General features: G+C 60.0%; 14 protein-coding genes and 1 tRNA gene. 11 read left to right on the forward strand and 4 right to left on the reverse strand.

Annotation, left to right across the window (positions count from 1 at the left end):
- Positions 1-20 precede the first annotated feature (20 nt).
- Positions 21-97 (reverse strand) — tRNA-Arg (locus tag Q0Y02_RS04045).
- Between the two features lie 273 nt (positions 98-370).
- On the opposite strand from Q0Y02_RS04045, the gene Q0Y02_RS04050 reads away from it, so the two are divergent.
- From Q0Y02_RS04050 to Q0Y02_RS04075, 6 genes are all read left to right on the forward strand, one after another.
- Positions 371-700 (forward strand): multidrug efflux SMR transporter, encoded by a 330-nt coding sequence (locus tag Q0Y02_RS04050; RefSeq protein WP_297764729.1) that lies wholly within the window; start codon positions 371-373, stop codon positions 698-700.
- A 117-nt stretch (positions 701-817) separates the two neighbouring features.
- On the forward strand, positions 818-1,507 hold the full coding sequence (locus tag Q0Y02_RS04055; RefSeq protein WP_062814841.1) for a response regulator transcription factor: 690 nt from the start codon (positions 818-820) through the stop codon (positions 1,505-1,507).
- A gap of 4 nt (positions 1,508-1,511) precedes the next feature.
- The gene (locus Q0Y02_RS04060) at positions 1,512-2,594 is read left to right on the forward strand and encodes a FecR domain-containing protein (protein WP_297764741.1); all 1,083 of its coding nucleotides are present in this window, start codon (positions 1,512-1,514) and stop codon (positions 2,592-2,594) included.
- Between the two features lie 3 nt (positions 2,595-2,597).
- Entirely contained in the window at positions 2,598-5,192 is a 2,595-nt protein-coding gene (locus tag Q0Y02_RS04065; RefSeq protein ID WP_297764744.1) for a CHASE2 domain-containing protein, read from the forward strand.
- Positions 5,193-5,291: 99 nt separating this feature from the next.
- The gene (locus tag Q0Y02_RS04070; RefSeq protein ID WP_035248751.1) at positions 5,292-5,750 is read left to right on the forward strand and encodes a cytochrome c5 family protein; all 459 of its coding nucleotides are present in this window, start codon (positions 5,292-5,294) and stop codon (positions 5,748-5,750) included.
- Between the two features lie 2 nt (positions 5,751-5,752).
- Positions 5,753-6,100: a c-type cytochrome gene (locus Q0Y02_RS04075; RefSeq protein WP_297764746.1), complete on the forward strand. Its 348-nt coding sequence runs from the start codon at positions 5,753-5,755 to the stop codon at positions 6,098-6,100.
- A gap of 183 nt (positions 6,101-6,283) precedes the next feature.
- Here Q0Y02_RS04075 and rep read toward each other — a convergent pair whose 3' ends face one another.
- The gene (gene rep / locus Q0Y02_RS04080) at positions 6,284-8,305 is read right to left on the reverse strand and encodes a DNA helicase Rep (RefSeq protein WP_297764749.1); all 2,022 of its coding nucleotides are present in this window, start codon (positions 8,303-8,305) and stop codon (positions 6,284-6,286) included.
- Between the two features lie 115 nt (positions 8,306-8,420).
- Here rep and Q0Y02_RS04085 point away from each other — a divergent pair, with 115 nt between their 5' ends.
- Positions 8,421-9,110 carry a 16S rRNA pseudouridine(516) synthase gene (locus Q0Y02_RS04085; RefSeq protein ID WP_297765221.1) on the forward strand — a complete coding sequence of 230 codons (690 nt, stop codon included), beginning with the start codon at positions 8,421-8,423 and terminating at the stop codon, positions 9,108-9,110.
- Between the two features lie 368 nt (positions 9,111-9,478).
- On the opposite strand, the gene Q0Y02_RS04090 is transcribed toward Q0Y02_RS04085, so the two are convergent.
- A complete protein-coding gene (locus Q0Y02_RS04090) occupies positions 9,479-10,543 on the reverse strand; it encodes an acyl-CoA desaturase (RefSeq protein ID WP_297764751.1) in 1,065 nt (354 codons plus the stop codon).
- A 133-nt stretch (positions 10,544-10,676) separates the two neighbouring features.
- On the opposite strand from Q0Y02_RS04090, the gene Q0Y02_RS04095 reads away from it, so the two are divergent.
- Entirely contained in the window at positions 10,677-11,705 is a 1,029-nt protein-coding gene (locus Q0Y02_RS04095) for an AraC family transcriptional regulator (protein ID WP_297764754.1), read from the forward strand.
- On the opposite strand, the gene Q0Y02_RS04100 is transcribed toward Q0Y02_RS04095, so the two are convergent.
- Positions 11,690-12,343, reverse strand: coding sequence for a hypothetical protein (locus Q0Y02_RS04100; protein WP_297764757.1), 654 nt, complete (start codon positions 12,341-12,343; stop codon positions 11,690-11,692). The two genes, Q0Y02_RS04095 and Q0Y02_RS04100, sit on opposite strands and share 16 nt — an antisense overlap.
- Positions 12,344-12,412: 69 nt before the next feature.
- On the opposite strand from Q0Y02_RS04100, the gene Q0Y02_RS04105 reads away from it, so the two are divergent.
- From Q0Y02_RS04105 to Q0Y02_RS04115, 3 genes are all read left to right on the forward strand, one after another.
- Positions 12,413-12,904, forward strand: a complete 492-nt coding sequence (locus Q0Y02_RS04105) for an NUDIX domain-containing protein (RefSeq protein ID WP_297764760.1) — start codon at positions 12,413-12,415, stop codon at positions 12,902-12,904.
- 73 nt (positions 12,905-12,977) lie between these two features.
- Positions 12,978-13,733: an SDR family oxidoreductase gene (locus Q0Y02_RS04110; protein ID WP_297764762.1), complete on the forward strand. Its 756-nt coding sequence runs from the start codon at positions 12,978-12,980 to the stop codon at positions 13,731-13,733.
- A gap of 19 nt (positions 13,734-13,752) precedes the next feature.
- Positions 13,753-14,949 carry an acyl-CoA dehydrogenase family protein gene (locus Q0Y02_RS04115; protein WP_297764765.1) on the forward strand — a complete coding sequence of 399 codons (1,197 nt, stop codon included), beginning with the start codon at positions 13,753-13,755 and terminating at the stop codon, positions 14,947-14,949.
- The last annotated feature ends 389 nt before the right edge of the window (positions 14,950-15,338 follow it).

Here is a 15,338-nt window from a genome sequence, read left to right on the forward strand (position 1 = left end):
GGAGGCCCCTTTCTTTTATTTGGCACGCCCGAGAGGATTCGAACCTCTGACCTTTGCCTCCGGAGGGCAACGCTCTATCCAGCTGAGCTACGGGCGCAAAACGTATTGCAGATAGCCGAATGAGGTTGGTCAGTGCCGGCGGTCTGCAGATGAAGAACTTGGGGGTTCAACGGGCGCGAATGATAGCCGGTTGTGGCGTTGGCGTCCATGGATGGGATGCATTGTGGACGCAGATGCTTATAATCTGCGCGCGCCGTGCGATCACGGCAGTCATTTCGCGGCAGTCTGCCTCTTTCGGGTTTCCGGCAGTGCTGTTTCCCCCAACGAGCCCGTGTCTGTAACAACAGGCAAGTGTATCGGAGGAAACAGGATGAACCTGTACTGGATTGTGCTATTACTGGCAGTGATCGTGGAAATTGCCTGGGCCATGAGCCTCAAATGGATTCAGATGCAGCCCGGTGTGGCGTCCATCGGCACGGCGCTGGTGCTCACCGCCCTGAACATGCTGATGTTGTCCTATGCCATGAAGGGCATTCCGGTGGGTACCGCCTATGCGGTCTGGACCGGGCTCGGGGCAGTGGGGATTACCGTGTTGGGCATTCTGTTCTTCAAGGACCCTGCCAGCCTGTCACGGCTGGCCTTCATGGGGCTGGTGGTGGTCGGTATTATCGGTCTCAAGTTGACCGCATCGTCAGCCTGATGGCGAGTTTCGGCTCGCACGCTTGTGCTGTCCATTTTACAATCTTTTCCCATGAATCCCCCGATAAATCGGTACCCTCTGCGGGCAGATGTTGGCCGCCAACTGATGGAGAAAACTGTGCGCATTGCTTATCTGGAAGATGACATGGCTCAGGCTGAGCTTGTCACTCACTGGCTTAAGGAAGCGGGCCATAACTGTATTCACCTGGCCAGCGGGCGCGAGTTCATGTCCCTGTTGCGGCGCGACACCTTCGACATTTTGGTGCTCGATTGGGAAGTGCCGGATATGAATGGCTACGCCGTGCTGGAGGAAGTTCGGGCCAGCGGCAACCGCACCCCGGTGCTGTTTGCCACCCAGCGGGACGATGAGTCCTCCATTGTTGGAGCCCTGTCCCAGGGTGCGGACGACTATATGGTCAAGCCTACCAAGCAAGCGGAATTGCTGGCCCGGATAGCCGCGTTAGGGCGCCGGGCGGGGGTATCGGATATGGATGATGAAACAGCCCTGACAGTGGGGCCGTGGACGGTGGACCGGTCGCGGCGGCAGATCCTGCTGGCGGACGAGCCGGTGAAGCTGACCGACAAGGATTATGAGCTTGCCAGCTATCTGTTCCAGAATGTGGGCAAGCTGATGAGTCGTGCCCACCTGCTGGAAAAGGTCTGGGGTATCATGACTCCGATCGAATCTCGTACTGTGGATGTGCATATCAGCCGCATCCGTCGCAGCCTGCAGATACGCCCGGAACAGGGCTACCGCATCAAGACGGTTTACCAGCATGGTTACCGCCTGGAGCCGATTGAGGAATAACGCTATGAGGGTCTGGTTGTGTGCAGCCTTGCTGCTGGGACTGACGACTGCCGCAGCAGCATCCGACGACTGGCATTACACCCTGCGCCCGGGTGACACCCTGTGGAAGGTCTGCCAGCAGTTTGCCCAGGAGCCGGCAGCCTGCTGGCGCGATCTGGCCAGCCATAATTCCCTGAAAAACCCTCACAGTGTCGAGCCGGGCCAGAACCTTCTTGTGCCCATTGCCTGGCTGAAGGAAAAGCCCATTCCTGCGCGGATTGTCGCAGTCAGCGGTGAGGTCATGCTGTACCCCGCGGCGGGTGGCGAGGCCCGTCAGGTGCAGAATGGCGAGACGGTCGCCTTTGGGGATGCGCTGGAAACCGCTACCGGAGCCAGTGCCCGATTACAGTTTGCCGATCAGTCCGAAGTGGTGATCAAGCCTGGCAGCCTGCTGGTGGTCAATCGCTATCGCCGTTTCCTGGATCAGCAGGGCGAGCAGACCGAACTGCGTCTGCAGCGCGGTAATATTCGCAACACGGTGACCCCGGCCAGCAACGATGATCGTACCTTCAAGGTCTTCACTCCCGGCGCGGTCGCGGCGGTGCGAGGTACCGAGTACTACGTCAGCGTGGACGCCGGCGAAACCACCCGCAACGAAGTCGTGGATGGTCGGGTGGATGTCAGTGCCCGGGGCACCCGCCGTGATGTGCAAGCCGGGTTCGCCACCCTGGCCCGGCTCGACCAGCCGCCCATCGAGCCGGTTCCCCTGTTGCCGGCCCCGGCGGTGGAGCTGGCAGTGACCCATGAGGATGTGACGGCAGCGTGGCCTACCCAGGCGGATGCGGACAGCTACTGGCTGGAGTGGTATCGCCAGCGGGATGCGTTGTTGTTGGGGCAGGCATCCCTGCAGACCGGCCACTGGCAACAGGATCTACCGGTAGGCGATTACCGTCTGCTGGTACGTGCGGTGGATGAAAACGGCCTGCGTGGCCACGAGAGCTGGACCCATTTCTCCATTGAGCCTGCGCCGCCGGTGGAGCCGGAAAAAGAGTCAAAATGGGATCTGTGGGTCTTTCTGGGCGGGGCTGCGTTGTTGCTGGCGCTGTAACGGATGCGCTCGCGCCTGAATACCTATCAGCGCCGCTATCTGGCTGAACACATATCAGTGCTGTTTCTGGTGGTCGGCCTCTGCGCCCTGCTGAGTATCAGCGGGGCCTTGTCCTTCGTTGACCGCTACATCTACGACAACCTTCTCAAAACCCTCCCGGACGACCCGTCCCCGGATCTGGTTATCGTCGGTATTGACGAATACAGCCTGCGGGAAATCGGTCGCTGGCCCTGGGATCGCAAGGTCCACGCCCAGTTAATCAACCGTCTCACCGAGATGGGGGCGCGGGCGATACTGGTGGACCTGATCCTGTCCGAGCCGGACCGCAACAACCCGGATTCCGATCTGGCCCTGGTGCAGGCCATGGCGGCCAATGGTCATGTCTACCTGCCGGTGCACGTGGAGCAACTGCGGGCCGGTGGCCAGCTCATCGAAGTCTTGCCCTACGCACCGTTTGCCCGTGCCGCAGCCGGCCTTGGGCACGTGGATCTGGAGCTGGACAGCGACGGTGTGGCCCGCTCCGTGTACATGCGCTCCGGCATCGGTCAGGCCTGGTGGCCGCATATCACCCAGACCCTGCTGATCCAGGAAGGGATGCTCCCGGAGAATACCTTCCCGGCCAACAAGGGCGAGGAATTCTCCGGGCTGGCCAATGTCCGTCGCTACCACCGTTATGTGCCCTTTGTCAGCGGCCCCAACAGCTACCCGCAGGTGTCCGCGGTGGAGTTGCTGAATAACCTGATTCCGGAACAGCTGATCCGCGACAAGATCGTGCTGATTGGTGCCACCGCCGCCGGCCTGGGTGACATGTTGCCCACGCCCATGGCCAGCCAGGGCGAGTTGATGGCCGGGGTGGAGGTCAACGCCAATCTACTGGATGCCCTGCGCTCGGACCGGCTGATCCGGGAGCTGCCCATGAGCAGTGTGCTGGTGCTGGGGTCTGTGCTGGCGTTGTTGGCGCCGCTGTTGCTGCCCTATGTACTGCCGCGCTGGAGCATTCCTCTGGTGGCCGGGGTAATTCTGCTTTGTCTGCTGACAAGCATGGTGGTGTTGATCGTGTTGCGGCTGTGGTTCCCGCCTTCCGGGGCCATGGCGGCGGCGTTGATGGGGTACCCGCTGTGGACCTGGCGACGCCTGGAATACTCCCTGTCCTATATGCGTCACGCCCTGGAGCGGTTGTCCGAATACAGCGATTTGAATCAGCGCCTGACCCGGCCCTCCACCCTGGAGCAGATGGGGCGGATGTTCGATCAGGTGCTGCCCGTGCGTGCCTGGCGATTGCTGGGAGGGGAGAAACCCTGGCGGGGTGGCGACAGCCTCCCCGCAGCTACCTGGAAAGGCTCGCTGGCGCGCCAGTACCGCTTCAAACATGAGGGACGTCGCTACGAACTGGACCTGGTGTGGCATCAGGCCCTGCATGCGGATACCTATGACTACTGGGTACGGGCCATGCTGGTACGGGTGCGCACCCATGCCCCCACCGTGGGGCCGCGCTATGAAGTGCTGGAAAAACATATCGATCGGCTGCGCCGGGAAGAAGATCGTCAGGAAGCCCTGACCCGCTTCTTCCAGGTGACCCTGGCGCAGATCCGTGAAGGGGTGATCATCGCCGATGCCTGCGGGGTGATTGTCTACGCCAACCCCCAGGCTTCTTTTCTGCTCGGTCTGGAAATGGGCGCCCTGGATGCGGGCCAGCCCATGGTGACAGATCTGGGCCGGGAGCTGGACCTGCGCGAGCACAGCTGGGACGAGCTGTTGCGTCAGTCCCTGGCCGAAGGGCGTACTCAGCTGGAATGTCGCAATCGCCAGGGCGCAGACCTCTACCTGGATATTCTGCTGGTGCATGCCGGCGATAATCCGGGGCGAATGATGATCATCTCTTTCAAGGACATCAGCGACGTGAAGCAGGCTTTGCGGGCCCGCTCGGAGATGCTGGATTTCCTCTCCCACGACCTGCGCTCCCCCATGGTGTCGGTGCTGGCGCTTACCGAGAAAATGCGTCAGCAGGGGGATGGGCAGTCCCTGGAGGGTTTTCTGGACAACGTGCAGCACTATGCCCAGCGCAACCTGAGTATCGCCGAGCAGTTCCTGCAGCTGGCCCGGGTGGAAGCGGTGGAATCGGTGGAAATGAACGAGCAGGACATGCTCGATGTGGTGGAGAGCGCCATCGACATGGTGCAGATTCAGGCCCAGCAGGCCGGTATCACCCTGCGCTTTGATTATGACCCCCATCAGGAGGTCTGGGTGCTGGGCAATAACGAATTACTCGAGCGATTAATGGTGAATTTGCTCACCAATGCCATCAAGTACAGCCATGCGGGCAGTTCCGTGGATGTGCGCCTGTACGCCCGGGAAGAGGCCGTGCTCTGTGAAGTGCGCGACCGGGGTGTGGGCATTCCGCCGGAATTTCAGGAACGGCTGTTCCAGCGTTTCAGTCGCGCCAGCACCAGTGGTGGCGCCCGCACCCGGGGCGCGGGCATGGGGTTGCGCTTCGTCAAGGTAGTGACGGAGCGCCACGGCGGTGACATTCAGGTAGAAAGTGTGCCAAACGAAGGTAGCCGCTTCACCCTGTCATTACCTCGGGTGGAGATAGACTAAATAACAGCAAGCGTTTTGTCCCCACGCCCTGAGCGGGTATAATCCCGCCGCAGCGCCCTCGGGCGAATCACAGAGAATAGAGGTGGAATCGTGAAAAAGATGCTGACTGCCAGCCTGGTACTGGTCGCTACCCTGTTTGCCGCCGGTAGCGTGGCTGCCAAGAGCACCAAGGAAATTTCCCCGTATCCGCTGGGCGAACGCTCTGTATTCAGTGAGCGGGCCATTGCCGAACGTCTTCAGCCGGTGGGTTCTGTGTGTGTCGAGGGTGAAGATTGCGGCACCGCTGCCGCTGCCGAAGAGCAAGTGGCCAGTGGCCCGCGCAGCGGTGAGCAAGTGCACCAGTCTGCCTGTGCGGCCTGTCATACTACGGGTGCTGCGGGCGCCCCGAAGACCGGCGATTCCGCAGCCTGGGGTTCGCGTATCGCCAAGGGGAATGCCACCCTAGTCAAGCACGCCATTGAAGGCTTCAACGCCATGCCGCCCAAGGGTATGTGCATGGATTGCTCTGACGACGAGATCAAGGCCGCCGTCGAGTATATGGTTGAGCAGAGCCAGTAACCTTGCTGCGACCTCTGGGAATTCTGCTGTCGGCCCTGTGGCTGGCAGCCTGTTCCGACGATAGCGCTCCGGCCACTGCGGATGCTTCGCAGACGCGTGACGGGGCGCAGTTGTATCGCCAATACTGTGTTACCTGCCACGGTTCCGGCGCCCTGGGCGCTCCCCGTGTCGGCAAGGAACACCGCCTTTACTGGTCCCACGAAATCGAGGAAGAAGGTTTCGACACCCTGGTCCAGGAAGCCATCGCCGGCATCAACTCCATGCCCCCTCGTGGAGGCTGCTTCGACTGCAGCGACGACGAAATCCGCAACACTGTCATCTACATGCTGCAGCTGAGCGGCGCCAAGTAATCCCCTTCCTGTAGGAGCGGCGCTGGCGGCGCAAAACCCAGTTGCGAGAGACGAGGAGCGAGAAGCGAAAACCTGGTTTCCCGAACTTCAGGTTTTGATTTTCGAAACTCGCTTCTCGCAACTCGATACTGTCGTGACCGCGCTACCGGTGACGTTTTTACGGGAAAGAGTGTGTCGCAAGGCTCAATCCAGCAACGCCCGAAGATTAGCAATGCTGGCCTCTGCCACCGCGGTTTCCTTTGCCTCGTCTTTAATCATGCCGATACCCAGAAAGTCGATATCGTCCTGCGGCATTTCGTCCACGAAGCGGCTGGCGGTGGTGTCGATTTTCTCGCCGTACTGTTTGCGGGTCAGCGCCTGGGTCATGGCCAGGGTTTCCCGGGCGCGGGTGATACCCACGTACATCAACCGGCGTTCCTCGACGATGTTGTCTTCTTCAATACTGGTGCGGTGAGGGAGGAATTCTTCTTCCACGCCCATCATGTAGACGTGGGGAAACTCCAGCCCTTTGGAGGCGTGCAGGGTCATCAGCTGTACCCGGTCGGAATCGTCTTCTTCCTGTTGCTGTTCGAGCATGTCCAGCAGCACCAGTTTCTTGATCACTGCTTCCAGATCGCTGGCGCCGCCTTCTTCGTCTTCCTGTTTTTCCAGCATGCGTTCGATGCTACGCACCAGCTGCCAGATATTTTCGATATTCTTTTCACCGATGCGCGGGCTGGAGGCGTTTTGCATTAGCCAGCCTTCATAGTCCATGTCGCGGATCAGTTCCTGCACCGCTTGCAGGCTGTTGTGGCCGAAGCAGAACTGGCGTTTGGCATCCAGCCAGGCCTTGAACTTCTGCAGCTTCTCGGCGGCCTTGGGGTTCATGACTTCGCTGAGGGCGATGTCGTCACAGACATGGTAAAGCCCCTGTTCCCGCTTTAACGCCCAGGTAGCCAGTTTCTCCAGGGTGGCCGGGCCAATCTCCCGGCGCGGAGTGTTGATGATGCGCAGGAAGGCGTTGTCGTCGTCCGGGTTCACCAGCAGGCGCAGGTAGCACATCAGGTCTTTGATCTCGCTGCGCGAGAAGAAACTTTTGCCGCCGGACACCTTGTAGGGAATCGACAGGCTCTGCAGTTTCATTTCCAGAATGCGTGACTGGAAATTGCCGCGATACAGCACCGCAAAGTCTTTCCACTTCAGACCATGCTGCAGGCGGCGATGAAAGATATCGCTGGCGATCCATTCGGTTTCTGCTTCTTCATCGCGCAGGGCGGAAAAGCGAATCGGCTCGCCGTAGCCGTAGTCGGACCACAGGCTCTTTTCAAATTCGTGGGGGTTGTTGGCGATCACCGTATTGGCAGCTTTCAGGATGCGCCCGGTGGAGCGGTAATTCTGCTCCAGCTTGACCACTTTCAGGGTGGGCCAGTCCTGCTGCAGTTGCGCCAGGTTTTCCGGGCGGGCGCCGCGCCAGGCGTAGATGGACTGGTCGTCATCGCCCACCACGGTGAACTTGCCTTCCGGCAGGGTGAGCATTTTCACCATTTCGTACTGGGCGCCGTTGGTGTCCTGGTATTCGTCCACCAGCAGGTACTGGATGCGGTTGCGCCACTTTTCCAGAATGCGCGGCTGTTCGCGGAACATGCGCGCCGGCATCAGGATCAGGTCATCGAAATCCACCGCGTTGCAGACCCGCAACATGCGGTCGTAGCCGCCGTAGGCCATGGCGGCGCGCAGGTCCTCGTCGGTCTCGGCAGTGCTCACCGCTTCCTCTGGCAGCACCAGCGCGTTCTTCCAGTCGGAAATGCGCTTGTGGATTACATCCACCGCGTCCAGGTCCCGTTCCGATTCTCCCTGGCGCAGGATCTCCTTGAGGATCTCCTTGCTGTCGGCGCCATCGAGAATGGAAAAGCCGTTGCGCAGGCCACAGGCTTTCAGCTCTGACTTGAGAATGCGCAGGCCCAGGTTGTGGAAGGTGGAGACAATCAGCCCCCGGGTCAGATCGCGGCTCACCAGCGACTGCACCCGCTCCTTCATTTCCCGGGCGGCCTTGTTGGTGAAGGTCACCGCGGCAATATGCCGGGCCGACATGCCCCGTTCCTGGATCAGCCAGGCGATCTTGCGGGTGATCACGCTGGTCTTCCCGGAACCCGCCCCGGCCAGTACCAGCAACGGGCCATCGGCATAGTGCACGGCTTCCTGCTGGCGGGGGTTGAGCTTACTCATAGGGCTCCGGAAAATCTGGGGGGTGAAATCGGGCCGCTATGATACCAGCGATGGCCCTGCACTCCAGACACCTTATGTCGGTTATCATGGCGGTTTTCCCGGTAACGGTTTGCCCATGCGTCTTGACTATTTTCTCGCCCACAGTGCCGGCCTGACCCGCAAGGAGGCCAAACAGCTGATCAGCCGCGGTGCAGTCACCGTGGAGGGCGAAGCGCGCCCCAAAGCCAACCTGCAGCTGCAGGACGGGCAGGGCGTCTGGCTGCACGGCGAACCGGTGCAATTGCCGGGCCACCGTTATCTGATGCTGCACAAACCGGCGGGGGTGGTGTGTTCCACCGCTGACCCGGAGCATCGCACCGTACTGGACCTGCTGCCAGTGGCGCTGCGCCAGGACCTGCACCCGGCCGGCCGCCTGGACCGGGACACCACCGGCCTGGTGCTGCTGACCACGGATGGCCAGTGGTCCCACCGGCTCACCTCGCCCAATCACCAGTGCGACAAACGCTACCGGGTGAGCTGCGCCGACCCGGTCAGCGATGCGGATCTGCAGGCCCTGTGCGACGGCATTCTGCTACGTGGCGAAGACGCCCCGACGTTGCCGGCAAGGGCGGAACGGGTGAATACGCACCAGTTGCTGCTGACCATCCATGAAGGGCGTTACCATCAGGTCAAACGGATGCTGGCGGCGCGGGGCAACAAGGTGGTGGCCCTGCACCGGGAGCAGATTGGCGAGATCGCGCTGGATGCGGCGTTGGCGCCGGGGGAGTTCCGGGCCCTGAGCGAGGAAGAGATTCACAGTCTGTAAGGTTTTTCATAGGAGCGTCGCTGGCGGCGCGATCACCAGCGACGTTTAAAGCGAAGCCGCTGTAGGAGTTCCGCTTGAGGGACGAACCACGCGTCAGCGTGGAAATCACCCGCGGGCAATCAGAAGAGAGCGACGTCGTCAGAGTGATCTGGCGGTATCAGCATAGTCCGTTTCCTCGCCTAGGCTCGGATTCGTCCCTCAAGCGGAACTCCTACAGCGGCTTCGTTTTGGCCGTGTGAGTTGCATTTTTACGCTAATGGTCGCGCTGCTAGCGATGTGATTCCCTTCGCTTACCCTTCGGGCCGCACGGAACCAGTTGCGTTACTCCGCTGCACTCCGTTTCTGCAGCAGATCCCACGGGAACCCGCTTAGTTCAACTGCCCCTGCAGCTCCATCACATCCACGGTCCGTTCCCGGTTAAGGGGATCGACCAGGGTGTTGGCATCCTGATAAACACGCGGTGTCTTGTAGAGCATGGCCACTGCTTTGACATGGCTGGGGCACACGTAACGCTCAGGCATTTCCTGCTGCAGCCAGGCACGTACTTTCGGGGCCTGGTCGGAACCCATCTTCGGGAACAGATGGTGCTCTACATGATGGCTGAAATGGAAGTGCAGCGGATCAATCCAGCGCCAGGCGCGCACGCTCATTGAATTGTCCACCGGATGGTTGTTGTCCATCTGCGGGCGCAGCATGTGGTTGGTGAGAATGTAGCTCTGGCCGATGAAGTTGATGATCATCATCGGGATCAGCACGGTGAAGATCGCCAGTGGGCCGGATACGATGGCCAGTGTGATCCATGCCGCCATGCACAGGTAGGACTGGCGGATCGCTTTCTTGCGGTTGAACCCCTTGAACTCCTCACGCTTGCGGGTCTGCATGCGCAGCACCAGCTGGCCGTGGAACATGAACGAATAGAACAGGAACAAAAAGCTGTACCAGGTGCGCCCGCCAGGGGCCAGCTTGGTAAAGTTGGCGGTCTGCGGGTGTTTCTCGTAGCGGTACAGGGTGCCGAAGGAATCCGGGTCCTTGTCGCCCAGATTGGTGTTGGCGTGGTGGGCCACATTGTGCCAGCGGCGCCAGAATTCCGGGGCGATCAGGGCCGGGCCAAAGCCGACCCAGCCGAGAAAATCTTGCATGCGACGACTCATGCCCAGCGCGCCGTGAAGCACTTCGTGGGCCAGCAGGGCCTGGCAGGCCAGGGTGTGGCCGGCGAGGATGCCCAGTAGCAGGTTGCCCCACCAGGGCAGACTCAACAGCAGGATGGCGGCGATGCTGCCGATGATCACGGCGCTCATGGGAATAAACCACAGGGCGCGCAGGGGGCGGGCCTTGAAAGTGGCCGGGCCCAGATCCTTTTTCACTGCATCGCGGATGGCGCGGGCGTCATTGGCGCCGAAATGGCGGCTGTAAGCAGGTTCTTGCATGGTCATGGTTGTCCTTGGCTGTCGGGCCGGGGAATTCGGATGCAGGCATTCTGGTGAACAGTTGTGCTTGGGCGAAGTGCAGGGCTGGACAGAAAGCAGTCATTTTCGGACAGGTGTAAAATTAACGTATAGTAGACCCATGAATCATGAGCGCTTTATACAGCTGGACCCAGGTACGGGTCGTTCCCCGGTCCCCGTCAACTATGTGCGCAATCTGGTGGAACTGATCGCCGAGGTTGGCGTGGATACTCGTCGGCTGCTTTCTCAGGTGGGGCTGAGCGAGGATGAGGTCTATAACCCGGAACCGGCCCTGCGCTTCGAGCAGTTCCGCCGGGTCATGGTGGGCGCCCGTGAAATGACCGGCGATCCGGCCCTGGGATTGGCGCTGGGCCAGCAATTGACCCTCACCGCCCATGGCCTGCTCGGCTATGCCGCCATCAGCAGTGCCGACCTGGGCGATGCCCTGAGGCTGCTGGAGCGCTACTTCCGCACCCGTACCCGCCTGTGTGTTCCCCGTATCGAACCCTCACAGGAAGGCGTGCGTTTCTGCCTGGTGGAAAGTGTGCCGCTGGGCGATATCCGTGAAACCTACCTGGAAGTGGTGGTGGCTGCGGTGGTCGGCGGGATTCGTTATCTGCTGGGCGACCGTTTCCAGGGGGTGGTGCTGGAGTTGCCCTATGCCGCCCCGGCCCATGCGGATCGTTACCGGGAACTGCTGGCCATGCCGGTGGAGTTTGGTGCCGAGGTGGCGGCGCTGCGGCTACCCAAGGCCCTGCTCAGTGAGCGCTTTACCCTCTCCGATCCGGCGTCCCGGCAGATGGCCGCACAGAAATGTGAGGAAGAACTGCAACGGCTGGAAGCGGATCAGGACTGGGCCAGCCGCGTGCGCGCCCGGTTGATGCAGGCAGAGGGCATGCTGCCCAGCCTGGAGCAGCTGGCGTGCAACTTCCACGTTACCTCCCGCACCCTGCGCCGTTATCTCAATGCCCTGGGCGTGAGCTATCGCTCCCTGCTGGAAGAGGTGCGCATGACCAAGGCCATGGCGTATCTGCAGGCCAATATCACCGTGCAGCAGGTGGCCTCGAAACTGGGTTACGCCGACCCCAGCAACTTCGCCCGCGCTTTCCGCAAATGGACCGGTCACCCGCCCAGTCATTTCCAGCCGTAATAGCCACCGTTTTTTTGCTTCAACGCCTTGTGCTGGCGTTTATGGTGCTGATCAATACTGTCAATAACCGCTAGCCCGAGCCTTGAGCGTTCATTATTGACTAAGCCCAGCGGTAGCCAAGCTTCGCAATAGAGTGCGTATATTTCAAAGAAGTGGCGGGAAAAGGCTCCGTCTTCAATGCTATCTGGCTCTTCCAGTTTGCGCCGTTTTTCGATAACCCATGGTTCCAGAGCGTACCAGCAGCAAAGATACATCGGCCCCCATAGGTTCATGAAGTGCTGGCGTGATATCAGGTTGTTCCAAGCCATGTAGCCGATACGTTGCAGTTTGATGCTGACTTGGTGGGCGGCATCCAGTTCCGCTGGAAGCCAGCTTTCTTCACGGCTCTGTTCGTTGTAGGGTTGCCGCTGGTGTGCATCTGTAACAGTACGTATCAAGGGTTTGAGGGTATCCATTTCCGCCATGGCCCAACGAAGAATATCGGCATCGCGGGAGAGAGAGGCTTCACGGATATTATGTGAGCCCTGCCTCAGTCCAAGGAGCAGAACGATGGTCAGAACAACCATCAGGATGTCAGATATTCCGGATACGCCTCCCCAGTCAAAGGTTTCAAACTGAAATCTTATATTTTCGAACATTCCGGAATTGCCTCACCTTACAGTATTGTCAGAGTTTAACGCCCTAGACGAAGAAAGAATGAAAACACAATGAAAGGGAATTCTGAACCTGTACTGCTGGTCAGCCAGGACAACTACCCCAAGGGCAGCTGTCAGCGTGGCCGTATGCAGCGTCAGCGGCTGATCCATCGTGCCTCCTACGTGGTGGTGCGTGATCTGGCCGGGCGGGTTTGTGTGCAACAGCGTGCTGCCGACAAACATTTTTACCCCGGTGGCTGGGATCTGGCTGCCGGTGGTGTCATGCGCCCCAATGAAACCGTGGGCGAAAACCTGTCACGGGAACTGTTCGAGGAGGTGGGCGTGCAACGCCAGTTTTCCCGTTGGCAATGGTTCTTCTTCTCCAATCCCCATCACCAGGTCTGGGGCGCGTTGGCATCTGTGGTGGTGTGTCCGCAGGCGGTATCGCTCAGCGATGAAGTGGTCGCCATTGAATGGTTGCCGGTCCGGGACGCGCTGCTATTGCCCGATGCCACTCCTGATACCCGTCACGCACTTTCCTTGCTGTTGTCACCTTCCTCCTGAGCGTTTTCGTCCTTGTGGCCGTCGTGCTGGCTGGGTAGCTTCTCTCACTGATGCAGAGAACGATGAGGAAGTTATGTCCCAACGATTCAGTGTGGCCGGTAAACGCATTTTGATCACCGGCGCGTCCAGTGGCTTTGGTGCCCACTTCGCCATTGCCCTGGCCGAAGAGGGAGCCGACGTGATGCTGGCGGCCCGCCGAGTGGAAAAACTGGAAGCCACTGCCGAAGCGGTAAGGGCTCTGGGCCGTGAGGCCACCGTGGTGCCGATGGATGTGAGTGACCACGCCAGTGTGGAAGCGGCCTTTGCCGATATGCCGGCGGTGGATGTGGTGGTCAACAATGCCGGTGTGTCCCACGAAGGCCCCACCGACGAGCTCGGCGAGGAAGACTGGGACGCGGTGGTGGATACCAACCTGAAGGGAGTCTGGGCGGTGTCAAAGTTTGCCATCCAGCAATGGCGGCGCGACGGGCGCCCGGGCAGCCTGATCAATATCGCTTCCATTCTCGGTCTGCGTGTCGGAGGCCGGGTGGCACCTTACACGGCCTCCAAAGCGGCGGTGGTGCAGCTCACCAAATCCCTGGCGCTGGACTTTGCCCGTTACAACATTCGCTGTAATGCCATCTGCCCGGGCTATGTGGAAACCGATATCAATCGGGATTTCTTCAACAGTCCGCTGGCTGAAAAAATGCTCAAGCGCATTCCCTATCGCCGCCTCGGGCAGATCGATGAACTGGTTGGCCCCCTGTTGCTGCTGGCGTCCGATGCGTCGTCCTACATGACCGGTTCGGTGATCGCCGTGGATGGCGGTCACCTCTGTAATACTCTCTAACCTAGATCGAGGACAGACCATGGATTTCTCCCTGAGCCCGGAGCTGGAAAGCCTGCGCCAGCAAGTGGCCGCCTTTGTGGAAGCGGAAATCATGCGGCTGGAAAACGACAAGGCCAATTACGACGATCACGAAAATTTCAAGGAAAGCGTGGTCGATAGCCTGCGAGAAAAAGCGAAAGCCGCAGGGCTGTGGGGCTTTCAGTTGCCCAAGGAACGCGGTGGTCTGGATGTGGGCGTGGCCGGTATGGCAGTGCTCTACGAAGAAGCCGCTCGCAGTCCGTTCGGCCCGGTGGTGTTCAACTGTGCGCCGCCGGATGACGGCACCATGATCCTGCTCAACAAGATCCTCAACGACGAGCAGAAAGAACGCTGGTTGCAACCGATGATCGACGGCAAGGTACGTTCCGCCTTTGCCATGACCGAGCCCGATGGTGGCTGTGGCTCCGACCCGTCTCTGACCTATACCTCCGCCACCAAGGACGGTGACAACTGGATCATCAAGGGCCGCAAGTGGTTCATCACCGGGGCAGAAGGTGCGCAAACGTTTATTCTGATCGCCAAGACCAGTGACGACCCGCGCAAGGGGCTCACTGCCTTCCTGTTTGATGCGGACCAGCCCGGCTGGGAAGTGGTGCGCCGTATCCCGATCATGGGCCCGGAAGAACATGGTGGTCACTGCGAACTGAAGTTCGATGGCCTGGTGATTCCCGATGAGAACCGTCTGTTGGAAGTGGGCGATGGTCTGAAGGTCACTCAGATCCGTCTTGGCACCGCTCGCCTGACGCACTGTATGCGCTGGCTGGGTCTGGCCAAACGTTGCATGGAAGAGGCAGCCGGTTATGTGGAAAACCGCATGAGCTTCGGCACCACGCTTGCCGAGCACGAAGGCGTGCAGTGGATGCTGGGTGACGTGGCCAAGGATATTGAGGTGGGACGTCTGCTCACCATGCAGGCTGCCTGGAAGCTGGATCAGGGGGACTTTGCCAAGAAGGAAATTTCCATGGCCAAGATCCACGTGGCCGATACCCTGCACAAGGCCGCTGATACCGCGATCCAGCTGTGCGGTGCCCGTGGTTATTCCAAGGACACCCTGCTGGAATGGATCTACCGCTACGCCCGCCAGGCGCGTTTGGTGGACGGTGCCAGCGAGGTGCACAAGATGGTGTTGTCGCGGTTCTACCTGAAAGAGAAACGTGATTTCTTTCAATGGGGTTAATGTCGTCTGCTAGCGACAATCCTGTCGTCCAGCCCTTGCCGTCGCGCACCGCCCTGCGGGCGAGGCGGCAAGGGATATCTCGTCGATAGCCGTTCACTGCCAGTAAATCCATTTTAAAACAATTGCTTGTCGTGGCTGAGTCGCTATGTCTCCGCGCCATCGGCTCCGCGTTGCGGGGCTGTCGACACACTGCGTTCCTTCCCTGACTGCCGTATCGGCGCCCCACGTCTGTCACCTTAGGTCAATGTCGGCTGTCAGATAATGTCAATCTGGCAATGCTTGTTTTTTCATAACTGTGATAGGCTGCAAAAAATTGACGTGACATGAGTCACGTTTGCCCCTCTGGTTGTGCCAATTGACAGGCAGGGTGCTCAGCCGCAGGTCGAGCG

The organism is uncultured Alcanivorax sp., from assembly GCF_947258575.1.
Classification (GTDB): Bacteria; Pseudomonadota; Gammaproteobacteria; order Pseudomonadales; family Alcanivoracaceae; genus Alcanivorax.